Below are 23,573 nucleotides of genomic sequence, written 5' to 3' on the forward strand. Positions count from 1 at the left end.
TGGACGAACGGCGCCCGTCCACAGCGGAGTAGCCTCACCGACATGGCCAACATCGTCACGCAGATCGCAGACAAGGTGCGCCCGATCGGCGTCTCCACGAACTACGGAGACCCGGTGGAGGTCGGCGACCAGACCCTCATCCCGGTGTCGCTCGGGTGGTTCGGCTTCGGGGGCGGCGGGGACGGCGACGACAACGGCGGCGGAGGCGGTGGCGGCGCGGCCGTGCCGATCGGCGCGTACGTCCGTCGACCGGGCAAGGACCTGGAGTTCGAGCCGAACCTGATCGCGCTCGTCGCCGTGAGCATCCCGCTGGTGTGGGTGACGGGCACCGTGCTCCGCAAGCTGATCCGCGTCCTCAAGAAGTAACGCGCGCCGCGCAGCGGTACACTGCTGGGACACACACGGGAGTCCGGGATCGCCGGGCTGAGAGGGAGCGAGTGGCGCTCCGACCGTCGAACCTGATCCGGGTCATGCCGGCGCAGGGAGGAGTACCAGCTGATGCCTTCGCGCACGCCGTCCACCGTCCGTACCGCTGCCACCGCGGCGGCTCCGTCGACGCCGAACCCGAGGCGCTCGCTGCGCTGGCGGGTCGTCGACATCGTCGTCGCGAGCGTCCTCGCCGTGGCCGTCGGTGTCGTGTTCAAGCTCTGGGAGTTCGGCTACGAGCCGCTCTCCGCCGCTGTGGCACTCCTGCTGCCCGGAACGCAGGCGCTCTTCGGTGGCGTGTGGCTGCTCGCCGGCCCGATCGTCGCGATCATCGTGCGGAAGCCGGGTGCTGCGCTCTTCGCCGAGATCGTCGCCGCCAGCGTCGAGGCGCTGTTCGGCACGCAGTGGGGATGGAGCACGCTCGAGGCCGGACTCGTGCAGGGCCTCGGCGCGGAGATCGTGCTCGCGCTGTTCCTGTACCGCGTCTACCGGCTGCCGGTGGTCGTCCTCGCGGGTGCCGCCGCCGGACTGGCGATGGGGATCAACGACACGATCCTCTGGTACCCGGGCCTCGACGCCGCGTTCAAGACCGTCTACATCGTGTGCGGGACGATCTCCGGCGCGGTCATCGCGGGCGCCGGTTCGTGGCTGATCGTCCGCGCACTCGCCCGCACCGGCGTGCTGTCGTCGTTCGCCGCCGGCCGCGAGCACACGAAGCGGCGCTCCCGCCAGTCCACGGCGGCGTGACCGTGCCGGGCGCGCAGGCGGCCCGGATCGAGTTCCGCGACTGGGGCTGGCGGTACGCCGAGCGGGACGACTGGGCGGTCCGCGGGGTCGACCTCGTCGTCGAGCCCGGCGAACGGGTCGCAGTCGTCGGTGCCTCCGGTGCGGGCAAGTCGACGCTCCTGCGTGCCGTCGCGGCCGTGCTGCCCGACGAGCCGGACCCGGACGACGACTCCGCGGCGGCCGCGGAGGGCAACGTGCTGGTCGACGGCGTGGCACCCGGGGCCGTCCGCGGACGCGTCGGGCTCGTCATGCAGGACCCGGAGGCGCACACCGTGATGTCCCGCGTCGGGGACGACGTCGCGTTCGGGTGCGAGAACACCGGTGTCCCTCGGGGCGAGACCTGGGAGCGGGTCCGCTCGGCGCTCGACGTCGTCGGCCTCGACCTGCCGCTCGACCGGTCGACGACGATGCTCTCGGGCGGGCAGCGGCAGCGGCTGGCGCTCGCCGGGGTGCTCGCGATGCGACCGGGAGCACTCGTGCTCGACGAGCCCTGCGCGAACCTCGACCCGTCCGGGGTCCGACAGGTGCACGACGCCGTCCGGGCACTCCTCGACGAGACCGGCGCGACGATGCTCGTGGTGGAGCACCGGATCGGCACGTGGCTCGACCTGGTCGACCGGCTCGTGCTGCTCGAGCCGGGGGGTGGCGTGATCGCCGACGGCACGCCCGCCGACGTCCTGCGGTCCCACGGCGATGCGCTGACCGCCGCCGGCGTGTGGGTCCCCGGTGCCGAACCCGAGCGCGGCTCCGCCCGATCGCCCCGCCCCGCGCCCCCACGAGCGGGCGAAATACCCGGGTCCGTCCCGGGGAGCACCCTGGCATTCCGCCCGCTCGACGAAGCGGGGACTCGCACGTCCCCACGAGCGGGCGAAATACCCGGGTCCGTCCTGGGGAGCACCCGGGTATTCCGCCCGCTCGACGAGGGCGGGCGCGCGGCGGAGCACGCGGCGGAGCACACGGCGGAGCGCGCTGCGGAGCACGCTGCGGAGCAGAGCCTGCTCGCGGCGGAGGGGCTCGGGACCGCACGGGGCAGGCGCCAGCGCGTGGGGAGCGGCATCGACCTCGACGTCCGCGCGGGCCGGGTCATCGCGATCACTGGTCCGAACGGCATCGGCAAGTCGACGCTCGGGCTCACCCTCGCAGGACTCCTCCGCCCTGCCGACGGCACGCTGCGGGCCACGACGACGCTCGCAGGCGACGTCGGCGCCGCCCCGCACGCATGGTCCAGCCGCGAGCTCGCCGTCCGGATCGGCACGGTGTTCCAGGACCCGGAGCACCAGTTCGTGGCCCGCACGGTCCGCGAGGAGATCGCCGCCGGCCCGCAGGCCCTCGGCATCCCGGACACCGCGGAGCGTGTAGGTAAGCTGCTCGACGCCTTCGGCCTGGCGCACCTCGCGGACGCCAACCCGTTCACACTCTCCGGCGGCGAACAGCGGCGTCTCGCGATCGCCACCGTCGTGGCCACGCAGCCTCCGGTCGTCGTGCTCGACGAACCGACCTCGGGGCAGGACCGTGCGACGTGGCAGGCCGTCGTCGACCGGCTCGGAGCACTCGCGGACGCCGGGACCGCGGTGGTCGCCGTGACGCACGACCGCGACCTGGTTCGCGCACTCGACGCCGACGAGGTGGTCCTCAGCGCGACGGGCGCGACACCCGCAGCCGAGACGCGCGCAGCCGCAGCCGAGACGCGCCCACCCGCAGCCGAGACGCGCGCACCCGCAGCCGAGACGCGCGCACCCGCGCCCGCGACCGCGACGAACGCGCCCACGGAGGTCACGACGTGACCACCTCGACGACGCAACCCGCACCGTCGTGGCGATCCGAGCCTCCCGTCCGCTCGGAACGCGGCATCCGCGCGGTCCAGCCGGTGGCCGCGCTCCTCGGTGTCATCGGACTCGGGATCTGTCTCGTGCTGAGCCTCGACGTCGTGTCGGCGGCGGTCGCCCTCGGACTGGAGCTCGCCCTCCTCCCGCTCCTGCGGATCCCGGTCAGGACCCTGCTGCTCCGGACCTCGCCCGTGCTGGTCGCCGTGCCGCTGACGGGCGTGAGCATCGCGTTGTACGGGAGGGCCTCCGGACGGGAGTGGTTCGACCTCGGCTTCGCCCACGTCACCGACGGGTCGCTCGTGCTCGCCGTGGCGACGATGCTGCGCGTGCTCGCGGTCGGGGTGCCGAGCATCGTGTTGTTCATCGGGATGGACCCCACGGACCTGGCGGACGGGCTCGCGCAGATCCTGCGGCTGCCCGCGAGGTTCGTGCTCGGAGCGCTCGCGGCCATCCGGATGATGACCATGCTCGGCGACGACTGGCGGCAGCTCGCGATGGCGAGACGTGCTCGCGGCCTCGCTGACACCGGACGGATCCGGCGTGGCGCGTCGATGGCGTTCGCGCTGCTCGTGCTCGCGCTCCGTCGGGCGACGACGCTCGCGGTGGCGATGGAGTCGCGCGGCTTCGGTGCGCCCGGGAGGCGCACCTGGGCCCGGCCGGCCCGCTTCAGGGCGCGGGAGTGGGCGATGGTCGCCGTGCTGGTCGGGATCGGGCTGGTCTCGATCGCGGTGTCGGTGGCCGTGGGGACGTGGCGTGTCTGAGGGGGCGCGTGGTGCAGCCGGAGCGTCCGTTTCCGGTGGGTCCGTTGCCGGTGCGTCCGTTCCCGGTGCTTCCGTCTCCGGTGCCTCCGTTTCCGGCCTGGAGGCTCGGCTCGCCTCCGTCGCGTCCCTCGCCGACCGCGCACGGTCGGCTCCGCAGACGTCAGGCCGGCGGTCCGTCGTCCTGGTCGACGGGCGCTCCGGGACCGGGAAGACCACGCTGGGCAACGCACTCGGGGAGTCGCTCGGGTGGCGGGTGGTCCACCTCGATGACGTCTACCCGGGGTGGGACGGACTCCGTGCCGCGTCGTCGGCCGTCGTGACGGAGGTCCTCGGCGAGGCGTCCGGCTACCGGCGGTGGGACTGGGCCCGCTCGGCACCGGCCGGCTGGGTGTCGCTCGACCCCACGGCGCCGCTCGTCATCGAGGGCTGTGGTTCGCTGTCCCGAGCCTCGGCGCCGCTCGCGACGCTGCGGGTCTGGATGGAGGCGGACGACGACGTCCGGAAGCGGCGAGCACTCGACCGGGACGGGGACGTGTTCGCAGCGGAGTGGGAGCGGTGGGCACGGCAGGAGGACGCGTTCATCGCGTCGGAGGACCCCGTCGCACTGGCGGACGTCGTCCTGCGGTCCTGAGGGCCGGTGACTCGCGGCTGGTGACTCGCGGCTGGTGACTCGCGGCTGGTGGCGTCGCTACGCCCAGCCGAGTTCGTGGAGGCGCTCGTCGTCGATGCCGTACCAGTGGCCGATCTCGTGGACGAGCGTGGTGTGGACCTCGTCCCGGAGTTCCTCGATCGTGTCGCACTCGGCGAGGTGCTGCTTCCGGAACACCACGATGCGGTCGGGGAGTTCACCGAAGCCGTACTGCCCGCGCTCGGTCTGTGCGACGCCGTCGTAGATGCCGAAGAGCTCGGAGCCGTCTTCTGGCTCGTCCTCCACGACGAAGACGACGTTGTCGAGGCCGTCGACCATCTCGTCGGGCAGCAGGTCGAGTTCGTCGGTCACGAGCGCCTCGAAGGCCTCGGCGGACATCTCCATCACGGGCCCGATCGTGGCACACCCACCTGGATGCACGCGGGAACGACGAAGGCCCCGCCGACAGCGGGGCCTTCGATTTGTTCGGGGTGAGTAACGGGGCTCGAACCCGCGACCTCCTGGACCACAACCAAGCGCTCTACCAGCTGAGCTATACCCACCATGTGCACCGGTCAGGCCGGGCAACCACTCAATAGTAGTACATGCGAGCGGCCCCGCGGGACACTACTCGGCGGGCTGTGGGGCGAGCCGGGGCTCCCATGCGGCGACGACCTCCGCCGCGACGGCCCGGACGTCGTCCGTGCTCGGGCCGGGCTCCGCGACGAAGCCCGCGCGACGGTAGTACTCGAGCTCGCGGATGGACTCGAGGATGTCCGCGAGGGCCCGGTGCCCGCCGTGCTTCTCCGGTGCGTTGAAGTAGACGCGCGGGAACCAGCGGCGGCAGAGTTCCTTGATGCTCGACACGTCGACGCTCCGGTAGTGCAGGTGCCCGTCGACGCGGGGCATGTACTTCGACAGGAACGAGCGGTCGGTGCCGATGGTGTTGCCGGCGAGGGGAGCGGTGCCCTCGGCGGGGACGTGGGCGAGGATGTACTCGAGCACCTGGTACTCGGCGTCCGCCAGGGAGACGCCGTTCGGGATCTCCTCGATGAGGCCGGAAGTGGTGTGCATGTTCGTCACGAACTCGTTCATGTTGTCGAGCGCAGACTGGTCCGGCTTGATCACGATGTCGAAGCCGGGGTGCACGGGGTTCAGGTCGAAGTCGGTGATGACCACGGCCACCTCGACGAGTTCGTCGACCTCGAGATCGAGGCCCGTCATCTCGCAGTCGATCCAGACGAGGCGGTCATTCGCGGTTGCCATGCCCTCGATCCTATTCCCGGCACCGCGATCCCCTGGACGGCACGGTCTGGAGGCCCGGTGCCGGTCCGCCGGGCGCCCGCCGCGCCTCCAGGCGGTCGCGTCCACTGCACGCTCATCCGCCGCCCACGCCGCCCCGCCCGCCGTGGGCGCCCCGGAACGCCGAGCGGGCGAAATACCCGGGCGCCCGCCGTGGCGGGCCGAGGTATTCCGCCCGTTCGACGGGGTGCGCGCACCGGGAGGGGGCGGCGCCTGCGCGAGCGGGCGAAATACCCGGGCACTCACCGAGGTGGACCCGGGTATTCCGCCCGCTCGACCGCGCGCGGGACTCGCAGCCCGGCCAGGCTCCGCCCGCCGCAGCGCGCGGGACTCGCCGCGCGGCCAGGCCCCGCCCGGTCCGCGCCCTACGCCATCTCGCCCGGGGCGATGGCCTCGGCCTCGACGGGCTCCGGCTCGGCACCGTCGTCGACCCGCCGCAGCACCCGAGCGGTGACCAGGGTGATCACGAACGCGACGGCCACGGACGACCCCGCGAAGACGTACGCGGCGGACGGCGAGTACGCGTCGGCGAGCAGCGTCGCGACGGGCGGGGCGATCGCACCACCGATGAAGCGCACCGCGGAGTACGCACTCGAGGCGACCGAGCGGGGGAGATCGGTGGCCTCCATCACACACTCGGTGAGGACGGTGTTGAGCACGCCCAGCACGAGTCCGCCGATGACGACGCAGATGATGAGCCCGACCTGCGACCGCACGACGATCGCGGCAGCGAAGAGGTCGAGCGCGAGCAGGGGCAGGGCGATCCGCAGCACCGTCGTCCGACGGAGGCGCGCGGTGAGCATCGGGGCGACCCACACCGAGGTGATCGCCAGGCCGACGCCCCAGCCGAAGAACGTGAACCCGATGCCGAGCGCCCCGAACCCGAGCGGGAACGGCGTGTACGCGAGCAGGACGAAGAAGCCGATGTTGTAGAACAGCGCGGTCGCGGCGAGTGCTGCCAGCGCCGGACGACCCAGGGCACGGAAGGGCGCGGAGAGCTTCGTCGGGACGGGCTTCTCGAGCCCGGAGGACTTCAGCATCACGGCCACGGCGATGAAGGCGATCGCCATCAGCGTGGTGACGCCGAAGAACGGGCCGCGCCAGCTCACCGAGCCGAGGAGCCCACCGACGAGCGGGCCGATCGCGATGCCGAGGCCGAGCGCGGCTTCGTACAGGATGATCGCGGACGCCGTGCCACCCGATGCCGCCCCGACGATGGTCGCGAGCGCGGTCGAGATGAACAGCGCGTTGCCGAGCCCCCATCCCGCACGGAAGTCGATGATCGTCCACACGTTGTTCGACACGGCTGCGAGCACCGAGAACACCACGATGAGGGCGAGCCCGATCATCAGGGTGCGCTTGGCACCGATCCGGCTGGAGACCCAGCTGGTGAAGAACATCGCGACGCCGGTGACCGCGAGGTAGCTCGTGAAGAGCAGCTCGGTCTGCGCGGGGGTCGCCTTGAGCGACGATGCGATGGCTGGGAGGATCGGGTCCACCAGGCCGATCCCCATGAAGGCGACGACACAGGCGAAGGCGATCGCCCAGACCGCCTTGGACTGTTTGAGGATGCTGCCGGACGATGCCGGTGCGTGCGCGTTCACGCGGTGATCTCCGTTCTGGTCCCCGTGGCGAGGGCCGATGCGATGAGGGCCGATGCCTCGTGCAGGATGTCCCACTGGTCGTCGTCGAGATCGGCGAACATCGGCCCGACCGTCCGGGTGAGCGTCGTGCGCCAGTCGGCGAGACGGACGCGCCCCAGGGTCGTGATCTCGATGAGCTGCCCGCGGGAGTCGTCGGGGTCGACGGTCCGCGAGATCAGGCCGTCGGCGAGCATGCCGGCGACGAGTCGGGTCATCGTGGGTTGGGAGACGCGGGACAGCTTCGCGAGTTCGCCGAGCCGGAGCGGCTGGTCGGATTCGAGGATGCCCAGCGTGCGCCAGACGGCCGACGACGTGGTGCTGCCGGCGGCCTGGGCGGCGACGCGGATCAGGCGGTTGACCGAGACGAGGAGCGTCTCGATCGTCTGCTCACGCGTTGTTTCCATAGCTGAACTATATAGCGTTGCTATGCATCTTGCAACAGGGCTGCCCTGGTAGAAGTGACGGATGAGCGACATCACCATCGACGAAGGCAGCGAGTACACCGCGATCTTCCACCAGGGCCCCTTCGACGGGACCACGGACACCCGCACCGCGACGAGCGGCTCGGTGGACGACGAAGTGACGGTCTACGCGGACGTCGAGGGCCTCCAGACGGCCTTCACCTACCGGGCGACCGGCTCCCGCCACGTCCTCGACCAGATCTCCGTCGACTACACCTACGAGCCGGGCGAGTCCGACCCCGTGGACGACCTCGCCGACCGCGGCGACCGCAGCGGCGAGTTCGACCGGGAGTAGTCCGACCCGCTGCGACGTTGCACGATCACATGCAGCTCGACCTCTGGACCTCAGCCTTCTGCGCACCGTGCGCCGCCGCCCGCCGGGTGGCCGCCGACGCGGCACGGCTCGTCCCCGGGCTGACGGTGACCGAGCGCGACGTGGCTGCACACCCCGACGACGCTGAGGACCTCGGCATCCGTTCGACCCCGACGATCATCGTGCGGGGCCCGGACGGAGCCGAGGTCTTCCGTTCACCCGGGGTCCCCTCCAGGGACCAGCTGCTGGTCGCGGTCGCCAAGGCGGTCGCCTGACACCCGGACTGGAGGCTCGGCTCGGCTCGCGGACGCCGCCGGGCTCTCCGACGCGGTCACCTCGGACATCCGTGGTCGGGTCGTCTCGTCGGCTTGCGTCCGCTGGGAGCGCGGTGCCCCGACGACCGTCGGCTCCGGCGGACGGACAACACGCAGCACACGACGCGCGGCGCGTTTCGCGCTCCTGATCGGTGCACCGACGACGAGCGCCGCCGTGCCGATCGCCGACCGGTCCGCGCTGCCGAGGGCGTTCTTCCGCTCCCAGGCCCGGCGGAGCGCCCCACCACGACTGCGTCGGGCACTCGGCCGGTCCGGCAGGGTGCCGGCGTCCCGGCGCTGCATCAACGCCTCGGCCCGGATCGCCCAGTCGTCGTCCGTCGCCGGGTGGAAGTAGTTGTCCGTCATCCACGCCGGACGGACCGTGCCGAACCGACCGTCGACGAGGTCGCCCGCGTCACCCTCGAGGCCGCTGTCGACGAACACCTCGTTGATCAACGGGCGGGAGACGCCGAAGTCGGTCAGGGTGAGCGCCGGGATGCCCCGTGCTGCCGCCTCGAGCACGGCGGTGGAGCTGATCGTCACGAGCGCCACGGCCCGGTCGAGGTGCGTGGCCATCGAACCGGTCTCGACCACGAGGTTCGTCGGGGTGTCCGGTGGCAGCAGGTCCGCGTACGGGAAGGCCTCGCGGTGCGTCTGCTGTTCGCCGGCGACCGCACGGGTCTTCACCACGACGCGCCACTCCGGGTGCCGGCGGGCGGTCTCCGCGAGCCACTCGACGACCTGCTCTCGTTCGTCACGTGTGGCGGGGACGCTCGGCTGTGCGGCGAACACGACGGAGTCCGGTGCCACGGTCCGACGTGCCACGACTCCGGGGCGGGCGAAGGGCAGGGTGGCCAGGGCGAAGTGCGGCTCGACACCGTGCTCCGTCGCGAGGGCGTCGTACTCGCGGACCTCGCGATGGCTGTGCAGCACGAACAGGTCGGCGCGGGCTCGGGAGAACACACCCTTCCACTTCGCGGGGAAGGAGATGCCCGGGAGCCCGGTCAGCAGGACGGGGCGCCGGGGGACCGTGCGGTGGACCTCGTCGACGAGGAGTTCCGCGACCGGGCCGATCACCGAGACCAGGACGGCGTCGGGCTCCGTCAGCCGGACGTGGTCGACGACTTCGTCGATGTCGAGCGGTGCCGGGGGAGCCGATGCCAGGTGGGCCAACCGGCCGTCGAGGCCCCGGAACGCCGAACGGAGCTGTGCCGGGCTCGCGGTCCGCGGGGTGTCCACCACGAGGAGCTCGAGCGACCAGTTCTCGGGAGCCGCCGCGAGCAGGTGACTGCCCCACTTCGCGAACGAGTCGGTGTCCACGATCCCGACCACGTGCCTCCCGGCCGTGTCTCCTGACCGGCGCACGACGCTCGACGCTGGGGTCACGCGTCCACGCGGCGGAGCTTCGCGAGCGGGGCGAGCTCGCCGGGCATGACCCGCTTGACGCCGTCGCCGAGGGCGGTCTCGATGATGCGGACGTCGCGCGCGAGGGTCTGCAGGCCGTGCGGCTCGAGCGATGCGGCGTGGTCGGAGCCCCACATCGTGCGGTCGAGCGTGATGTGGCGCTCGACGGCGGTGGCGCCCAGGGCAACGGCCGCGATCGAGATCTGCAGGCCGGGCTCGTGTCCCGAGTACCCGACCGGGACACCGATGTAGCGCTGTGCGAGGGTGTCGATCATGCGGAGGTTCGCCTCCTCGGCGGGCAGCGGGTACGTCGAGGTCGCGTGCATGAGGACGAGCCGTTCGGTCCCGAGGGCCTCGACCGCGCGGTCGATCTGCTCCAGCGTCGACATCCCGGTCGACAGGATCACGGGCTTGCCCGTCGCTGCCACCGCGGCGAGCAGGCCGAGGTCGGTGACCGACGCGGAGGCGATCTTGTACGCCACGACGCCCAGGTCCTCGAGGAAGTCCACGCTCGGCTCGTCCCACGGCGACGCGAACCAGTCGAGGCCGCGCATCGTCGCGTGGTCACCGATCTCGATGTACTGGTCGCGGTCGAACTCGACGCGGTAGCGGTACTCGAGGTAGGTCATCTCGCCCCACGGGGTGCTCCGCGGGGTGTGTTTCATGTGCTCTGGCGTGGAGATCTCCGGGGTCCGCTTCTGGAACTTCACGGCCTGCAGCCCTGCGTCGGCGGCGACGTCGACGAGCCGCTTCGCGATGTCCACGTCGCCGTTGTGGTTCAGGCCGATCTCGCCGATCAGGTAGGCGGGGTGGCCGGCGCCGATGGTCGAGGTGCCGATGCTGACGGTCATGGTGCTCCGTTCGTGGTGGTGGCGATGTGTTCTCCGCGTGCGGTGCTGGCGTTGCGTGCGGTGCGGTCGAGCCGGGGTGCGAGGGCGTCGGCGAGCGCGAGGTCCGTCTCGTCGTCGATGTCGATCGCGCCTGCCGGGTCGACCGGCACGACCTCGACCCGCCCGAAGAACCGGTGCCGGTGCTGCCGGAACCCCTCGACGCGCATCGCGTAGAGGGCGCCGGTCTCGCGGTACTCGGGTGCCCGGTCCTGGCGTCGCGGGCGCGTCGCAGCGTCGTGGTTCACGGCGACCACACGCCCGTCGGGATCGGTGCGCCACAGGAACGCGTGCGACGGCGTCGCGGCGAACACCGAGTCCGCTTCGTCGTCCAGGATCCGTTCGACGGCGGCGTCGAGGTCGGCCGGGTCGATGAACGGTGACGTCGCCTGGACGAAGAGCAGGACCTCTGGGGTGTCGCCGACGGCCGCGAGCTCGTCGAGCGCGTGCAGCAGTGTGGACTCGGAGCTGGCGCCGTCGTCGGCGAGGGCGGCGGGGCGTCGGACGATGCGTGCACCGGCCGCCACGGCCTCGGCAGCGATCGCGTCCCCGTCCGTGGAGACCACCACGGCGTCCACCAGGTGTGCTCGCACCGCGGACTCGACGGCGCGACGGACGAGGGAGCGGCCGGCGACCGGGCGGAGGTTCTTCCCCGGGACGCCCTTGGACCCCGCGCGTGCAGGGATGACCGCGACGACGCGCATGCTGCTGACGCGCTCGGTGCTCATGTCGGCACGCTAGGGAGGCGGTGTTGCCGGGAGGCGAACGGTGGGGGAGCGTCCGGGGAACGGCGGCTTGCTAGGGTCGACGGGTGCTCGGAGCCGATGACGTCCTCGATCCGCCGCCACGTCGAGTCCTCGTCGCCGGGGTGACCGGCGTCGGCAAGACGACCACGGCTGGTCGGATCAGCCGCCGGCTCGGACTTCCGCACACCGAGATCGACGCCCTCTTCCACGGACCCGGCTGGGTGCCGCGTCCGACCTTCGAGGCGGACGTCGAGGCGTTCACCGCCGAACCCGCCTGGGTCACCGAGTGGCAGTACCACCAGGTGCGACCCCTCCTCGTCGAGCGTGCCGACACCCTGGTCTGGCTCGACCTGCCCGTCCTCGTCGCGCTCTGGCGGCTCGTGCGACGGACGGTCCGGCGACGGGCCCGGCTGATCGAGCTCTGGAACGGCAACGTCGAGCCGCCGTTGTGGACCGTGCTGGTGAACCGGGACCACATCATCCGGTGGGGGCTCCGGACCCGCAGGAAGATGCAGGCCCAGGTCCCACCACTCGAGGACACGGCACCCCATCTGCGCATCGTCCGACTCCGGTCGCAGGCCGAGGTCGACGCGTGGGTCCACCGGCTGCCCCGACCCTCGGAATAGAATCGGAGTCGTCCGCCTCCGTAGCTCAGTGGATAGAGCAGGTGGTTTCTACCCACCGTGCCGCGGGTTCGATTCCTGCCGGGGGCACCGACGACGAAGGCCGCCATCCGTTCGGATGGCGGCCTTCGTGTGGTGGGGGCGGTGACGGCTACTCGTCGTCCTCGGCGCGGCGACGCAGCTCGTTGGCGCTGATCGGCTGCGTGTACGGCGCCTCCGACGTCTCGTCGGCGTCCGCGGGTTCGACCGGGGCGTCGGCGATCCGGGTGGGGATCGATGTCGTGTTCGTGGGGCCCGCGGCATCGACGGGGCCGTCGGTGAGGGTGCCGGCGTCCCGCTGCGTGTCCGTCTCGCGGGGCGAGGACTGCGGCCGGGGCGACGACATCGGCTGCTCGTCGACGACGTCGGCGTTGTCCGCGTCGACGTCGCTCGAACCGCGCGACGGGGACCCCGGCGTGACGGGGGCCCCGGGCGCACCGGGAGCCCCGGGCGTGCCGGGGGTCCCGAGGGCGGGACGGATCGGCGTCGGCGCCGGCTGGTCGTCACCGTACGGGCGGGTGAGTCCGTCGCCGAACGAGCGGGTCGCGCCGTCCGTGATCGGCGTCGTGGCGTTCGGGTCGGTGCCGCGCGTCGCGGTGTACCCGGCGACGGCACCCGCGGACGCGGCGGTGCCCGGCGTCCCGGCGGCTGCGATGCCTGCGCCGGTCCCCGCGGCGGTGGAGCCGGCGGCGGTGGCGGTGGCGGGCTGCGCGGCGGGCGTGATCGGGCCTCCCGGCCGCTGCGGCGCAGGCCGCAGGGAGGTGGTCGTCGGCGTCGGGGCCGGCGTCGGTTCCGGCGCGCGCTTGCCACTCGCCTGGTCGGCGCTCCAGTCCTGCTGACGCTTGATCAGGTCGGCGTCGGGATCGGGCGACTCGAACTTCCAGCGCTCGAGGTCGTACTTGAAGAGCTTGCGTGCCTTGCCGGGCCGGGACTGCCACTCGAGCAGCCGGTCGCGGAACTCGGCGAGGGACTGCTCCGCCTGGAAGCTGAACGTCGAGGAGTTCTTCTTGATGTCGGCGATCTCGTGCTGCGCCCAGTTCGCCGCGAGCGGCGCACCGTTGATCGGCAGCAGGCGGAGACGGATGTCGGCGTCCTCGGCGAGGTGGTCCGCGTACCCGCGCTCCTCGTGACCGAGCGAGCCCCACGACGCGGCCTTGCGTGCCGCCGAGATGATGGCGGCGACGGCGGCGTTCTTGGCTTCCCGCTCCTGCAGGCTCACCACGCGCTTGGTCGCACCGCGTCCGATGAGGGCCGCGACGACACCGGCGACGACGATCGCCACGAAGGGGATCAGCGCTCCGGAGATCACGCGCCACCCCGTGTCCGACGAGGTCCAGTCGAGAAGGTCGTTCCACCAGTCCATGCGCGCACCATACCCACGAGTCGGTCGGTTCCAAGGGAGATCAGGCGGCGTTCCGCGCATCCGGTCCGACGTGATTCCAATGTGGAACATCATCGGATCGAACCGCTCCACGCACCGAGGTCACCAGCGCAGGCAGTCCACCGCGTCGTCGACGGACCAGACGTTCGGCAGTTCGACGAACCGGCGCTCGGCGGCGATGTACCGCCGCGCTCGGAAGGCGGTGTCACCGGCAACGTCGACCCGATCGACGTACCCGACGATCTCGCCGTTGGAACGGGTCACGCGGGAGAGGTCGTCGCGGACGTCGAGGACGCGGAGGTCACCGCGGGAGCGCGCCACGGGGTGCGCGGTCCGGATGCGCAGCTGGGGTTCGGTGGTCGTCTGCATCGAGGTGCCTCCTGTTCCTGGTCGGTGTATTGCTGACGCTACGGCGCACCTCCGACACGCCGGGGCGTGGCGGTGCGCCCGGGGGACAGTGCGAGCCGGCTGCGCGTTGTGGAGGACGCACTCGGGGCTCGGGGCTCCTCGGAGGCCGGGGAGGTACGTTGTGCCCATGACCACGTTCGTGCTCGCAGGTGGATGTTTCTGGTGTCTCGACGCCGTGTACCGCACGCTCCAGGGTGTGCAGGACGTGGTGTCGGGCTACATCGGTGGGACCACGGAGAACCCGTCGTACGAGGCGGTGTGCACCGGTGCCACCGGTCACGCCGAGGCCGTCGCCGTCACCTTCGACGAGACGGAGATCCCGGCCGACGTCATCCTCGACGTGTTCTTCACGCTGCACGACCCGCGGCAGCGCAACCGCCAGGGCGCCGACGTCGGCACGCAGTACCGCTCGGCGATGTTCCCCGCCGACGACGAGCAGCGTGCGCTCTTCGAGCAGGCGATCGAGCGTGCCTCGGACATCTGGGACGGCGGGATCGTCACCACGATCGAGCCGCTCACGACGTTCTTCCCCGCCGAGGAGTACCACCAGGACTTCTTCGCGAAGAACCCCGGTCAGGGCTACTGCCTCGCAGTCGCGCTGCCGAAGGTGAACAAGGTCCGCAAGGCCTACAGTCAGTACATCCTGGCGTCCTGAACAACAGGACCGGACGTCGGGGCCACGAGGAGGTGGTCGAACGATGACACAGAACGACGGAACATGGGTCGCAGTCGGTCCGGCCGGAGCGGTGGGCAGCATCCACCGTGCGCCGGACGGGTTCCGGGTCGAGCTCTACGGACACCGGGAAGGCGGTGGCGGGGTCTACCCGTCGCTCCAGTCCGCGAAGGGTGCGGTCCACGCCGCGCTCGGTCCGCTCGCGACGCGACCGGAGTTTCACGCGCACTGATCCGACGTGGCTGCACCTGGCCAGGAGGCTCGGGGGACTCGTCCTCCACAGTCGCCTGATCGGGTCCACACCACACACATCGAGCCCCGGCCCGCCACGGCGGTCCGGGGCTCGATGACGATCGGTGGCATGAACGACACCATCACCGTCTGCGGCATCGTCGCGACCGAGCCCCGCCACCTCGTCACCGAGACCGGCATCGCCATCACGAGCATGCGACTGGCATCACCGTCCCGTCGCTGGGACCGCCAGAACTCCACCTGGACCAACGGCCCCACCAACTGGTTCACCGTGACGGCCTTCCGGTCGCTCGCGGCGAACGTGCACAAGTCCGTCAAGAAGGGCGACCGCATCCTCGTCACCGGACGGGTGCGGATCAGGACCTGGGAGCGGGACGGCCGCGGCGGCACGTCCGTGGAGATCGACGCGGAAGCGCTGGGGCAGGACCTCGCCTGGGGCATCGGCAACTGGATCAAGGTCCCACGCCACGCATCGGAAGCGACCGCGGTGCCCGGCCCTGGACCGAGCGTCAACCCCGACACGGGGGAGGTCCACGGTGCAGAGGACAGCTCGGGCGACGAAGCCGACGAGACGACTCCGGTCCCGGCAGAAGGGGTGGACGAGGAGCTCCCGGAACCGAGCGCCGCCGCCCGGGCCGCCGACGAAGTCCACCGCGAAGCGGCCTGACGTGCTCGAACCGTCACGCGGGGCCGGACGGGTCACTACACTTGACCGCGATATGGCTGAGTACATCTACCAGATGGTCCGTGCCCGCAAGGCAGTCGGCGACAAGCTGATCCTCGACGACGTCACGATGTCGTTCCTCCCCGGTGCGAAGATCGGCGTCGTGGGCCCGAACGGCGCCGGCAAGTCGACGATCCTGAAGATCATGGCCGGCCTCGACCAGCCCTCCAACGGCGAAGCGAAGCTCACGCCGGGCTTCAGCGTCGGCATCCTCATGCAGGAGCCCGAGCTCGACGAGTCGAAGACCGTGCTCGAGAACGTGCAGGAAGGCGTCGGCGAGATCCACGGCAAGATCTCCCGCTTCAACGAGATCTCCGCGCTGATGGCCGAGCCGGACGCCGACTTCGACGCGCTCCTGGCGGAGATGGGCACCCTGCAGGAAGAGATCGACGCGGCCGACGCGTGGGACCTCGACTCGCAGCTCGAGCAGGCGATGGCCGCGCTCCAGTGCCCCCCGGGGGACGAGCTCGTCACGCACCTGTCCGGTGGTGAGAAGCGTCGCGTCGCGCTCTGCAAGCTCCTGCTGCAGAAGCCGGATCTGCTCCTCCTCGACGAGCCCACCAACCACCTCGACGCCGAGAGCGTGCTCTGGCTCGAGCAGCACCTGCAGCAGTACCACGGCGCCGTCCTCGCCGTGACCCACGACCGGTACTTCCTCGACCACGTCGCCCAGTGGATCGCCGAGGTCGACCGCGGTCGTCTCTACCCGTACGAGGGCAACTACTCGACGTACCTCGAGAAGAAGCGCGCTCGCCTCGAGGTCCAGGGCAAGAAGGACGCCAAGCTCGCGAAGCGTCTGTCGTCCGAGCTCGACTGGGTGCGCAGCAACACCAAGGGTCGTCAGGCGAAGTCCAAGGCCCGTCTCGCTCGTTACGAGGAGATGGTGACGGAGGCCGAGCGCACCAGGAAGCTCGACTTCGAGGAGATCGTGATCCCAGTGGGGCCGCGTCTCGGCTCGCAGGTCATCGACGCCGAGAAGCTGCACAAGCAGTTCGGTGAGCGCGTCATCATCGACGACCTCTCCTTCACGCTCCCGCGCAACGGCATCGTCGGCGTCATCGGCCCGAACGGCGTCGGCAAGACGACCCTGTTCAAGACGATCGTCGGGCTCGAGCCCCTCGACGGCGGCACGCTGAAGATCGGTGAGACGGTCGACATCTCCTACGTCGACCAGAGCCGTGGCGGCATCGACCCGAACAAGAACCTGTGGGAGGTCGTGTCCGACGGACTCGACTACATCCAGGTCGGCAAGACCGAGATCCCGTCCCGCGCCTACGTCTCGCAGTTCGGGTTCAAGGGCCCTGACCAGCAGAAGCGTGCAGGCATCCTCTCGGGTGGTGAGCGCAACCGTCTGAACCTCGCGCTGACGCTCAAGCAGGGCGGCAACCTCCTGCTCCTCGACGAACCGACCAACGACCTCGACGTCGAGACCCTCGGTTCGCTGGAGAACGCACTGCTCGAGTACCCCGGTTGCGCCGTGGTCATCACCCACGACCGGTGGTTCCTCGACCGCATCGCGACGCACATCCTCGCGTGGGAAGGCCTGAACGAGGACGGCACGCCGAACTGGTACTGGTTCGAGGGCAACTTCGAGGCGTACGAGGAGAACAAGATCGAGCGCCTCGGTGCCGACGCGGCCAAGCCCGGTCGCGCGACGTACCGCAAGCTCACGCGGGACTGACCCGCACGTGGCCAGGCTGCACACGCCGGTCCGCATCCGCTGGAGCGACATCGACGCCTACGGGCACGTGAACAACTCCGCGATGCTCCGGCTGCTCGAAGAAGCCCGTGTGCTCGCGTTCTGGGCGCCGGATCCCGACGAGGTCGACGAGTCGGGATCCGCGCCGGAGCCGATCATCGACGGTCGGCCGGGATCCGGCACGATGACGGTCATCGCGGCCCAGCGGCTCGAGTACCTCGCATCGACGCCGTACTTCCGACGACCGCTCGACATCCAGCTCTGGATCGGGCACGTCGGCGGTGCGAGCCTCGACATCTCGTACGAGGTCTGGTCGCCGGCCGGCCACGAGCCCACCGAGCTCTACACGCGGGCCACGACGACGCTGGTGATGGTCGACGCGGCCACGAACCGTCCGCGTCGCCTCACGGCCGTCGAGCGTGCGGCGTGCGAGCCGTACGTCGAACCGCCGGTCGTGTTCTCGAGGCCGTAGCCGACCCGGCCCAGCCCCCCCTGCACGTGTCAGCGGTGCGGGATCCGCATCATGCCCTCCTGCGCCACGCTCGCCAGCAGACGCCCGTCGCGGGAGAACATCCGGCCGAACGCGAGACCCCGGCCACCCTGCGCGCTCGGCGACTCCTGCGTGTACAGGATCCACTCGTCCGCGCGACCGTCCCGGTGCCACCACATCGCGTGGTCGAGGCTCGCGCTCTTGACGCCCGGGGTGCCCCACGCGACCCCGTGCCGCCGCATGATCGGCTCCAGGATCGACAGGTCGCTCGCGTAGGCGAGCACGGCGCGGTGGAGAGCAGGATCGTCGGGCAGGTCGCCCTGCACGCGGAACCACACGGCCTGGTGCGGCACGTGCTCGCCCTGCACGTCGACGAACACCGGGCCCTCGACGTGCCGGAGGTCGATCGACCGCTCGGCCCACGCCCGCGCGACGGGGTGGTCGATCGCCGAGAGGATCGACGCCGCCGAGGGGAGCGACTCCGGCTCCGGCATGCCGACGGGGAAGGGGTCCTGGTGCTCGACGCCGTCGTCCTCCGTCTGGAACGACGCGATCATCGAGAAGATCGGGGTGCCGTTCTGGTAGGCCTGTGCCCGACGTGTGGCGAAGGACCGGCCGTCGTGGATGCGTTCGACGCCGAAGGTGATCGGCACGTCGATGTCGCCCGGTCGCAGGAAGTACCCGTGGATCGAGTGGATGTCGCGGCCGTCGATGGTGGCCTGCGCCGCCACGATGCACTGCGCGAGGACCTGGCCGCCGAAGACCCGGCCGCCGGGGGACCAGTGGTTCGCCCCGGTGAGGATCGTCTCGCGCGTACTCGCGCCGGTGTCCTCGAGTCGCAGGGTCCGCAGGAAGTCCGGTTCGTCGTTGACCACCCCCGCAGTCTACGAAGAGGAGCGCCCCGGTAGGATCGGACACGACATGAGCACCTCGTTCACGCTGCCCGACGCCGCCTCCCTGAGGGACCTCCGCACGTACCTCGGACGTGCCGCCCGCGTCGAGGACGGCTCCGTCCGCCTCATCGCCGACTCCGGGGTGCTCGCCGTCTACACGGCGATCCTGTACCCGCTGGGGTTGCTCGACGAGCTCCCGACGGTGCTCGGGCTCCGCACCTTCTCGCTGACCCAGCCGGCGTCGATCGACGTCGTCGTTCCGCTGGCCTCGTTCCAGGAACGCCTGCGGGTGCTCGCCGACGCGCAGGACGCCGAACACGCCGAGGGTGCGGACCCCACCCGCGCCACCCCGATCGAGGTCGAACTGCCGCACGAGGTCCACACCGTCACCTGGGCTGCGATCTCCCCGCCGCGCGGTGGGTGGATCCCCCTGCCCGACGTCTCCGCCGAGCTCCTCCGTCGCGCGGCGAAGGCCGGCATCGACGAGGTCGCCGACGCGGTGCCGACGAACGCCGGCGAAGCCGTTGTCCGCAAGATCCGGTCCGAGGTCTGGGGGCGACCGATCCCGGGCGTCGAGCACGTCCCGGCCGGAGCGGGGTTCGCGGGGGAGAGCCTCGGCTTCCTCGGGCACGACCCGGTGCGGCTGTTCGAGACCGGCCCTTGGAGCCGCCTCACGACCTCGCGTGGACACGTCCTGGTGAAGCGACGCGCCTGGACCCTGGCGTCCTAGCCCCCGCAGCACGGAGCGCTCGGCCAGCCCCCGGTGCCAGGCTGGCCGCATGCATGTGTTCCTGACCGGCGCGTCCGGCTACATCGGTTCATCCGTCCTCCGTGCACTCGTCGCCCACGGGCACGACGTCACCGCGATCGTCCGTTCCGACGAGAAGGCCAAGGCCGTCCGCGACGCGGGCGGTCGCGCGTTCGTCGAGGACGTCACCGACACCGAGGTCGTCGAACGCCTCGCCCACGAGGCCGACGCCGTCGTGCACACCGCGTCCGCGAAGGACGTCGACGCGGCGTTCGTCCGGACGGTCCTCGATGCGCTCACCGGGACCCCGAAGCCGTTCGTCCACACCGGCGGCATCTTCACGTTCGGCAACTCGACCGACATCTCCGAGCAGTCCCCGATCGACCCTCCGGCGATGACGTCGTGGCGCGGTGCGAACGAGGCAGTGGTCCGTGCCAGTGACGTGCGCACCACGATCGTGGCACCCGGCATCGTCTACGGGCGCGGAGCCGGTATCCCGGCGATGTTCGTCGGCGACGGCGAGCACGAGGTCCGGCTCGTCGGCGACGGGTCGCAGCGCTGGGCGACGGTCCACGTCGACGACCTCGGCGAGCTCTACGTCCTGGCGCTCGAGCGGGCGGAGCAGGACGGGTACGTGCTCGTCGCGACGGGCGACAACCCGACCGTACGGGAGATCGCCGAAGCCGGGGCACACGGGTCGCCGATCGTCACGGAGAGCGTGCACGCGTCCCGCGAGCGACTCGGTACCGCGTACACGGACGCCCTGCTCATGCACCAGGAGTGCTCGGGCGCGCACGCGCGCAGCGCGTACGGCTGGAACCCGACCCGCCCGTCACTGCTGGAGGACCTGGCGGACGGCTCGTACGTCCGCTGACGTGACCGACCGGCGGACTGGAGGCTCGTGGCGACGCCGCCACGAGCCTCCAGTCCGGTGATGGTCAGGACAGGGCGTCCAGGACCGGCCGCACCGCGTTCGCGAACGCGTAGCCGTTCGAGGCGTCCCAGTTGATCGACCAGGTCATCGCACCGCGGAGCCCGGAGTACTTCGCAGCCGGGACGAACGAGCCGCAACCGGTCCCCTTCGCGAGGCAGGTCATCGCGTTGTTCACGACACTCGGTGCGACGAAGCCGCTCCCGGCGCCGCTCGGCGAGGCGGGGAACCCGAGCCCGACCTGGTCCGCGCGCAGACCGCCCTGGAGGGACGTGCAGGCGAGCGCCGTCGCGAAGTCCACGGTGCCCTGCGCGTAGACGCCGCCGTCGCACCCGTTCATCGACCCGGAGTTGTAGTACTGCGTCTGCACGATGGTCAGGATGTCCTTGATGTTCAGCGCGAGGGCGAAGTAGTCCGATGACGTGCTGAGCATGTCGATCGTCTGCGGCGCCATCGTGATGATCATGCCGGGGTGCTTTGCCGCGACGGTGTGCAGCGCCTGAGCCATGTACGTGGGGTTCACGCCGTTCTCGAGGTCGATGTCGACCCCGTCGAACCCGAACGAGTTCATCAGGGAGTCGACGCTCGCGGCGAAGTTCGCTGCAGACGTGCTGTCGGCGACGGAGATCGTGCCGTTCTGGCCGCCGACCGAGACGATGACCTTCTGCCCGCGGGCGTGGATCGTCTGCACGTCCGACCGGAACTGCGCATCCGTGTACCCGCCGAGCTTCGTGGACAGGCCCGAGTCGACGGCGTACGTCACCGCGCCGGGCTTCGACGCGTCGGCGTTCGCGAACGCGACGGCGACGAGGTCGTACGACTTCGGGACGTCGGCGAGTCGCAGTGCCTTCGCGCCGTTGTCGAAGTCCTGCCAGTAGCCGGTGAGCGTGTGCTTCGGCAGCTGCGCGGCCGGACCGGTGCCCGGAGTCGGTGTTGGCGTCGAGGTCGGGGTCGGCGTCGGGGTGGGTGTCGAGGTCGGGGTGGGTGTCGACGTCGGTGTCGACGTCGGGGTGGCGCCTGCGCCGCCGGGGCCGCTCAGCACGATGTCATCGGCGAGGTAGGTGCCCTGTCCGTACCAGCCGTGCACGTACACCGTCGCGGTCGTCTGCGACGCTCCGGTGGTGAACGTGGTGGTCAACTGCTGGTAGCCCGCTGCGGAGGTCCACGTGCTCGCGCCGGATCCGCTCTCGCCGAGGTACACGTAGCTCCCGGAGACCCATCCGGACAGGGTGTACGCCGTACTCGGCTGCACGGCGATCGTCTGCGAGCACTGTGCGGTGTCCGACGACGTCGGCGCGCCGGAGAGGGCCTTCGTGCCGGAGTGGACCGGCGTGCTGACCACGGAGGCGCCGGAGCAGACCCACCCGCTGGTGGTCCCGGTCTCGAAACCGGGATTCGACACGAGGTTGCCGCCAGCCGCGTCGGCGATGTTCGGCAGCATGACCGCCGCGGCGATCAGGGCAGCCCCTGCGCCGACGGCTGCGAGTTTCGGAACGACCTGCATGGTTCTCCTCATGAGGCGTCGCGGCCCTCGGGAGTGGGCGCCGTGCCCGAGCCACATCATTCCGCAAGGACATTGCGGAATGGTGTGGAGAGGTTATGACCAGTTCGGCCAGAGCGTCAAGGGGTCAGTCGAAGGTGTTCGTCATCGCGTGGGCGGCACGGTCGAGGTACGCCCACAACTCCGCTTCGTCGAGGGGCGCGAGCCCGAGCGACTCAACTGCTTCCCGCATGTGGTGCAGCCAACGCTCGCGGGCCTCTGACGTGATGCGGAAGGGCATGTGCCGCATCCGCAGTCGTGGGTGCCCGCGCTGCTCGCTGTAGGTGCCTGGTCCGCCCCAGTACTGCTGCAGGAAGAGCGAGAGCCGGGAGATCGCGCCCTCGAGATCGTCCTGCGGGTACATCGGCCAGATCACGTCGTCCTGCTGCACGCCGTCGTAGAAGCGCCGCACGAGGCGGTCGAACGTCGGTGCGCCGCCGATCCGGTCGAACAGTGACCCGGTCGCGGACGTCCCGCCGAGGCCGACCCGCAACGTGATCGGCTGCGCATGCACACCGCCGGACGCACCGGAGGCGCCTGGTGTGGGGAGGTCGGTCATCGGTCGTTGTTCCTTCCGGAGTCGGGGCCGTCGGTCTCGATCGGCTGCCCGTACTGGTTGGTCTTGCGGCCGCGCCGGGGCTTCGTCGGGGCGGGCGTCGGCTGGGTCCGGACGGTACGGAGCCCGTTGATCGAGGTCGCGTTCTCCCAGCCCTCCGGCATGATCATCGCCATCGCGGGCAGCGTCACGCCGAGGTCGTCGACGGCGTGCTTCAGCCGGATGCGGAGTTCACGCCCGACGACGTCGAGCTCGGACGCGCGGGTCTTCACCACGAGCCGGAACACCATGCCCGTGTCGGTGATCGACTGCAGGCCCCAGATCTCCGGCTTCTCGATGATGCGCTGCCGCCAGCGGGGCTCCTGCGACATCCGCACGGCGGCGGCGAGCAGCGCGTCCTGGACGGCGTCGATGTCCGTGTCGTAGGGCACGGTGATGTCGACGAGCACACGCGACCAGCCCTGCGACAGGTTACCGACGCGGAGGATCTGCCCGTTCGGAACGAACCAGAGGATGCCGTTGACGTCGCGGATCTGCATGACCCGCAAGCCCACGTTCTCGACGACACCGGTGGCCTGCCCGGTGTCGACGACGTCACCGACGCCCGCCTGGTCCTCGAGGATCATGAACACGCCGGACAGCAGGTCCTTGACGATCGACTGGGCGCCGACCGCCAGGCCCGCTGCGACGAGGGACGCCCCACCCACGATCCCGACGGCGGCGCCCTGCCACACTGACGTCACGATCACTACGAGCGCGACGATCGCAACGACTACGGTGGCGAGGTTCTCGAGCACGCTGCCGAGGGTGCGCGTTCGCTGTACGACTCTGGCTGTCTGGATCGGCGACGCGATCAGAGCCTGAGTGTCAGTAGCGCCTTGACGCTTCTTGACACCGTTGACGATGCGATCGACCACCCCCTTGATCATGTGTCGCAAGATCAACCGGAGGACGATCGCGGCCAGGATCGTGAGCACGATCGTGATTGGGATGTGCCAGGTGTCGACGAACTGGGTGAATGCGTTCGACGCCCACTTCGAGACGTCGGTGTTGTCTGCAGCCAGGTTCATATCCGCTCGATGGTAGACGACGGGGCCTCGGCGCTCCTCGCAGAACGCC

At 70.8% G+C, this 23,573-nt stretch carries 28 protein-coding genes, 2 tRNA genes and 1 riboswitch; of the genes, 16 read left to right on the plus strand and 14 right to left on the minus strand.

Annotated elements, in window-relative coordinates:
- Positions 1-42: 42 nt before the first annotated feature.
- The 5 genes from ACIPJ2_RS13050 (at position 43) to ACIPJ2_RS13070 (ending at position 4,430) form a co-directional block, all read left to right on the plus strand.
- A complete protein-coding gene (locus ACIPJ2_RS13050) occupies positions 43-366 on the plus strand; it encodes a hypothetical protein (protein ID WP_402729172.1) in 324 nt (107 codons plus the stop codon).
- A gap of 25 nt (positions 367-391) precedes the next feature.
- Positions 392-503: riboswitch (TPP riboswitch) on the plus strand.
- Complete coding sequence (locus tag ACIPJ2_RS13055; protein ID WP_402729173.1) at positions 499-1,173, plus strand: ECF transporter S component; 675 nt, start codon at positions 499-501, stop codon at positions 1,171-1,173. It overlaps the preceding riboswitch by 5 nt.
- Positions 1,170-2,996, plus strand: a complete 1,827-nt coding sequence (locus ACIPJ2_RS13060) for an ABC transporter ATP-binding protein (protein WP_402729174.1) — start codon at positions 1,170-1,172, stop codon at positions 2,994-2,996. Before ACIPJ2_RS13055 ends, ACIPJ2_RS13060 begins: the two co-directional genes overlap by 4 nt.
- Complete coding sequence (locus tag ACIPJ2_RS13065; protein WP_402729175.1) at positions 2,993-3,799, plus strand: energy-coupling factor transporter transmembrane component T family protein; 807 nt, start codon at positions 2,993-2,995, stop codon at positions 3,797-3,799. Before ACIPJ2_RS13060 ends, ACIPJ2_RS13065 begins: the two co-directional genes overlap by 4 nt.
- A complete protein-coding gene (locus tag ACIPJ2_RS13070) occupies positions 3,792-4,430 on the plus strand; it encodes an ATP-binding protein (protein WP_402729176.1) in 639 nt (212 codons plus the stop codon). The genes ACIPJ2_RS13065 and ACIPJ2_RS13070 overlap by 8 nt, the downstream gene beginning before the upstream one ends.
- A 57-nt stretch (positions 4,431-4,487) precedes the next feature.
- On the opposite strand, the gene ACIPJ2_RS13075 is transcribed toward ACIPJ2_RS13070, so the two are convergent.
- From ACIPJ2_RS13075 to ACIPJ2_RS13095, 5 genes are all read right to left on the minus strand, one after another.
- Complete coding sequence (locus ACIPJ2_RS13075; protein ID WP_402729350.1) at positions 4,488-4,832, minus strand: metallopeptidase family protein; 345 nt, start codon at positions 4,830-4,832, stop codon at positions 4,488-4,490.
- Positions 4,833-4,917: 85 nt separating this feature from the next.
- Positions 4,918-4,990, minus strand: a tRNA-His gene (locus ACIPJ2_RS13080).
- 64 nt (positions 4,991-5,054) lie between these two features.
- The gene (gene orn / locus ACIPJ2_RS13085) at positions 5,055-5,693 is read right to left on the minus strand and encodes an oligoribonuclease (RefSeq protein ID WP_402729177.1); all 639 of its coding nucleotides are present in this window, start codon (positions 5,691-5,693) and stop codon (positions 5,055-5,057) included.
- 401 nt (positions 5,694-6,094) lie between these two features.
- Positions 6,095-7,333 (minus strand): MFS transporter, encoded by a 1,239-nt coding sequence (locus ACIPJ2_RS13090; RefSeq protein WP_402729178.1) that lies wholly within the window; start codon positions 7,331-7,333, stop codon positions 6,095-6,097.
- Positions 7,330-7,776 carry a MarR family winged helix-turn-helix transcriptional regulator gene (locus ACIPJ2_RS13095; RefSeq protein WP_281267308.1) on the minus strand — a complete coding sequence of 149 codons (447 nt, stop codon included), beginning with the start codon at positions 7,774-7,776 and terminating at the stop codon, positions 7,330-7,332. Before ACIPJ2_RS13095 ends, ACIPJ2_RS13090 begins: the two co-directional genes overlap by 4 nt.
- Before the next feature lie 61 nt (positions 7,777-7,837).
- Here ACIPJ2_RS13095 and ACIPJ2_RS13100 point away from each other — a divergent pair, with 61 nt between their 5' ends.
- Both ACIPJ2_RS13100 and ACIPJ2_RS13105 read left to right on the plus strand, forming a co-directional pair.
- Complete coding sequence (locus ACIPJ2_RS13100; RefSeq protein WP_281267309.1) at positions 7,838-8,128, plus strand: hypothetical protein; 291 nt, start codon at positions 7,838-7,840, stop codon at positions 8,126-8,128.
- A 29-nt stretch (positions 8,129-8,157) separates the two neighbouring features.
- Positions 8,158-8,421, plus strand: a complete 264-nt coding sequence (locus tag ACIPJ2_RS13105; RefSeq protein WP_281267310.1) for a thioredoxin — start codon at positions 8,158-8,160, stop codon at positions 8,419-8,421.
- On the opposite strand, the gene ACIPJ2_RS13110 is transcribed toward ACIPJ2_RS13105, so the two are convergent.
- From ACIPJ2_RS13110 to ACIPJ2_RS13120, 3 genes are read right to left on the minus strand one after another with little or no spacing between them, the layout of a single operon-like run.
- Positions 8,362-9,846, minus strand: coding sequence for a DUF6716 putative glycosyltransferase (locus ACIPJ2_RS13110; RefSeq protein ID WP_402729179.1), 1,485 nt, complete (start codon positions 9,844-9,846; stop codon positions 8,362-8,364). The two genes, ACIPJ2_RS13105 and ACIPJ2_RS13110, sit on opposite strands and share 60 nt — an antisense overlap.
- Positions 9,843-10,715, minus strand: coding sequence for an N-acetylneuraminate synthase family protein (locus ACIPJ2_RS13115; RefSeq protein ID WP_281267312.1), 873 nt, complete (start codon positions 10,713-10,715; stop codon positions 9,843-9,845). Before ACIPJ2_RS13115 ends, ACIPJ2_RS13110 begins: the two co-directional genes overlap by 4 nt.
- Positions 10,712-11,479: a cytidylyltransferase domain-containing protein gene (locus ACIPJ2_RS13120; protein WP_402729180.1), complete on the minus strand. Its 768-nt coding sequence runs from the start codon at positions 11,477-11,479 to the stop codon at positions 10,712-10,714. The genes ACIPJ2_RS13115 and ACIPJ2_RS13120 overlap by 4 nt, the downstream gene beginning before the upstream one ends.
- 83 nt (positions 11,480-11,562) lie before the next feature.
- On the opposite strand from ACIPJ2_RS13120, the gene ACIPJ2_RS13125 reads away from it, so the two are divergent.
- Together ACIPJ2_RS13125 and ACIPJ2_RS13130 are read left to right on the plus strand one after the other, a co-directional pair.
- The gene (locus ACIPJ2_RS13125) at positions 11,563-12,123 is read left to right on the plus strand and encodes an AAA family ATPase (protein WP_402729181.1); all 561 of its coding nucleotides are present in this window, start codon (positions 11,563-11,565) and stop codon (positions 12,121-12,123) included.
- Between the two features lie 14 nt (positions 12,124-12,137).
- Positions 12,138-12,210, plus strand: a tRNA-Arg gene (locus ACIPJ2_RS13130).
- 61 nt (positions 12,211-12,271) lie between these two features.
- On the opposite strand, the gene ACIPJ2_RS13135 is transcribed toward ACIPJ2_RS13130, so the two are convergent.
- On the minus strand, positions 12,272-13,522 hold the full coding sequence (locus ACIPJ2_RS13135) for a hypothetical protein (RefSeq protein ID WP_402729182.1): 1,251 nt from the start codon (positions 13,520-13,522) through the stop codon (positions 12,272-12,274).
- 120 nt (positions 13,523-13,642) lie between these two features.
- Positions 13,643-13,909: a hypothetical protein gene (locus tag ACIPJ2_RS13140; RefSeq protein ID WP_402729183.1), complete on the minus strand. Its 267-nt coding sequence runs from the start codon at positions 13,907-13,909 to the stop codon at positions 13,643-13,645.
- 166 nt (positions 13,910-14,075) lie between these two features.
- Between ACIPJ2_RS13140 and msrA the strand changes: the two genes are divergently transcribed.
- The 5 genes from msrA to ACIPJ2_RS13165 all read left to right on the plus strand — a co-directional run bounded on the left by msrA (position 14,076) and on the right by ACIPJ2_RS13165 (position 17,768).
- Entirely contained in the window at positions 14,076-14,603 is a 528-nt protein-coding gene (msrA, locus tag ACIPJ2_RS13145; protein ID WP_402729184.1) for a peptide-methionine (S)-S-oxide reductase MsrA, read from the plus strand.
- A 43-nt stretch (positions 14,604-14,646) separates the two neighbouring features.
- Entirely contained in the window at positions 14,647-14,853 is a 207-nt protein-coding gene (locus ACIPJ2_RS13150) for a methyltransferase (protein WP_402729185.1), read from the plus strand.
- A gap of 129 nt (positions 14,854-14,982) precedes the next feature.
- Positions 14,983-15,540 (plus strand): single-stranded DNA-binding protein, encoded by a 558-nt coding sequence (locus ACIPJ2_RS13155; RefSeq protein WP_281267319.1) that lies wholly within the window; start codon positions 14,983-14,985, stop codon positions 15,538-15,540.
- A 52-nt stretch (positions 15,541-15,592) separates the two neighbouring features.
- Positions 15,593-17,278, plus strand: a complete 1,686-nt coding sequence (gene ettA, locus ACIPJ2_RS13160; protein WP_281267320.1) for an energy-dependent translational throttle protein EttA — start codon at positions 15,593-15,595, stop codon at positions 17,276-17,278.
- A 7-nt stretch (positions 17,279-17,285) separates the two neighbouring features.
- Positions 17,286-17,768, plus strand: coding sequence for an acyl-CoA thioesterase (locus ACIPJ2_RS13165; RefSeq protein WP_402729186.1), 483 nt, complete (start codon positions 17,286-17,288; stop codon positions 17,766-17,768).
- Positions 17,769-17,797: 29 nt separating this feature from the next.
- On the opposite strand, the gene ACIPJ2_RS13170 is transcribed toward ACIPJ2_RS13165, so the two are convergent.
- On the minus strand, positions 17,798-18,661 hold the full coding sequence (locus ACIPJ2_RS13170; protein ID WP_402729187.1) for an acyl-CoA thioesterase: 864 nt from the start codon (positions 18,659-18,661) through the stop codon (positions 17,798-17,800).
- 46 nt (positions 18,662-18,707) lie between these two features.
- Between ACIPJ2_RS13170 and ACIPJ2_RS13175 the strand changes: the two genes are divergently transcribed.
- Both ACIPJ2_RS13175 and ACIPJ2_RS13180 read left to right on the plus strand, forming a co-directional pair.
- Positions 18,708-19,409, plus strand: coding sequence for a hypothetical protein (locus ACIPJ2_RS13175; RefSeq protein ID WP_402729188.1), 702 nt, complete (start codon positions 18,708-18,710; stop codon positions 19,407-19,409).
- Between the two features lie 49 nt (positions 19,410-19,458).
- On the plus strand, positions 19,459-20,301 hold the full coding sequence (locus tag ACIPJ2_RS13180; RefSeq protein ID WP_402729189.1) for an NAD-dependent epimerase/dehydratase family protein: 843 nt from the start codon (positions 19,459-19,461) through the stop codon (positions 20,299-20,301).
- 64 nt (positions 20,302-20,365) lie between these two features.
- On the opposite strand, the gene ACIPJ2_RS13185 is transcribed toward ACIPJ2_RS13180, so the two are convergent.
- The 3 genes from ACIPJ2_RS13185 to ACIPJ2_RS13195 all read right to left on the minus strand — a co-directional run bounded on the left by ACIPJ2_RS13185 (position 20,366) and on the right by ACIPJ2_RS13195 (position 23,524).
- A complete protein-coding gene (locus tag ACIPJ2_RS13185; RefSeq protein WP_402729190.1) occupies positions 20,366-21,862 on the minus strand; it encodes a chitinase in 1,497 nt (498 codons plus the stop codon).
- 124 nt (positions 21,863-21,986) lie between these two features.
- Complete coding sequence (locus tag ACIPJ2_RS13190; protein ID WP_402729191.1) at positions 21,987-22,457, minus strand: globin; 471 nt, start codon at positions 22,455-22,457, stop codon at positions 21,987-21,989.
- A complete protein-coding gene (locus ACIPJ2_RS13195) occupies positions 22,454-23,524 on the minus strand; it encodes a mechanosensitive ion channel family protein (protein WP_402729192.1) in 1,071 nt (356 codons plus the stop codon). Before ACIPJ2_RS13195 ends, ACIPJ2_RS13190 begins: the two co-directional genes overlap by 4 nt.
- Positions 23,525-23,573: the final 49 nt, after the last annotated feature.

The sequence above is a fragment of the Curtobacterium sp. NPDC090217 genome (assembly GCF_044746705.1).
In the GTDB taxonomy this organism is placed as follows: Bacteria; Actinomycetota; Actinomycetes; order Actinomycetales; family Microbacteriaceae; genus Curtobacterium.

Bases quoted from the DNA above. Each gene is read 5' to 3' on its own strand.
- ACIPJ2_RS13135 (WP_402729182.1), bottom strand. From the start codon at position 13,522: ATGGACTGGTGGAACGACCTTCTCGACTGGACCTCGTCGGACACGGGG.
- ACIPJ2_RS13050 (WP_402729172.1), top strand. From the start codon at position 43: ATGGCCAACATCGTCACGCAGATCGCAGACAAGGTGCGCCCGATCGGC.
- ACIPJ2_RS13150 (WP_402729185.1), top strand. From the start codon at position 14,647: ATGACACAGAACGACGGAACATGGGTCGCAGTCGGTCCGGCCGGAGCG.
- ACIPJ2_RS13095 (WP_281267308.1), bottom strand. From the start codon at position 7,776: ATGGAAACAACGCGTGAGCAGACGATCGAGACGCTCCTCGTCTCGGTC.
- ACIPJ2_RS13175 (WP_402729188.1), top strand. From the start codon at position 18,708: ATGAGCACCTCGTTCACGCTGCCCGACGCCGCCTCCCTGAGGGACCTC.
- ACIPJ2_RS13115 (WP_281267312.1), bottom strand. From the start codon at position 10,715: ATGACCGTCAGCATCGGCACCTCGACCATCGGCGCCGGCCACCCCGCC.
- ACIPJ2_RS13055 (WP_402729173.1), top strand. From the start codon at position 499: ATGCCTTCGCGCACGCCGTCCACCGTCCGTACCGCTGCCACCGCGGCG.
- orn (WP_402729177.1), bottom strand. From the start codon at position 5,693: ATGGCAACCGCGAATGACCGCCTCGTCTGGATCGACTGCGAGATGACG.
- ACIPJ2_RS13185 (WP_402729190.1), bottom strand. From the start codon at position 21,862: ATGCAGGTCGTTCCGAAACTCGCAGCCGTCGGCGCAGGGGCTGCCCTG.
- ACIPJ2_RS13140 (WP_402729183.1), bottom strand. From the start codon at position 13,909: ATGCAGACGACCACCGAACCCCAGCTGCGCATCCGGACCGCGCACCCC.
- ACIPJ2_RS13105 (WP_281267310.1), top strand. From the start codon at position 8,158: ATGCAGCTCGACCTCTGGACCTCAGCCTTCTGCGCACCGTGCGCCGCC.
- ACIPJ2_RS13190 (WP_402729191.1), bottom strand. From the start codon at position 22,457: ATGACCGACCTCCCCACACCAGGCGCCTCCGGTGCGTCCGGCGGTGTG.
- ACIPJ2_RS13120 (WP_402729180.1), bottom strand. From the start codon at position 11,479: ATGAGCACCGAGCGCGTCAGCAGCATGCGCGTCGTCGCGGTCATCCCT.
- ACIPJ2_RS13100 (WP_281267309.1), top strand. From the start codon at position 7,838: ATGAGCGACATCACCATCGACGAAGGCAGCGAGTACACCGCGATCTTC.
- ACIPJ2_RS13180 (WP_402729189.1), top strand. From the start codon at position 19,459: ATGCATGTGTTCCTGACCGGCGCGTCCGGCTACATCGGTTCATCCGTC.
- ACIPJ2_RS13155 (WP_281267319.1), top strand. From the start codon at position 14,983: ATGAACGACACCATCACCGTCTGCGGCATCGTCGCGACCGAGCCCCGC.
- ettA (WP_281267320.1), top strand. From the start codon at position 15,593: ATGGCTGAGTACATCTACCAGATGGTCCGTGCCCGCAAGGCAGTCGGC.
- ACIPJ2_RS13195 (WP_402729192.1), bottom strand. From the start codon at position 23,524: ATGAACCTGGCTGCAGACAACACCGACGTCTCGAAGTGGGCGTCGAAC.
- ACIPJ2_RS13075 (WP_402729350.1), bottom strand. From the start codon at position 4,832: ATGGAGATGTCCGCCGAGGCCTTCGAGGCGCTCGTGACCGACGAACTC.
- msrA (WP_402729184.1), top strand. From the start codon at position 14,076: ATGACCACGTTCGTGCTCGCAGGTGGATGTTTCTGGTGTCTCGACGCC.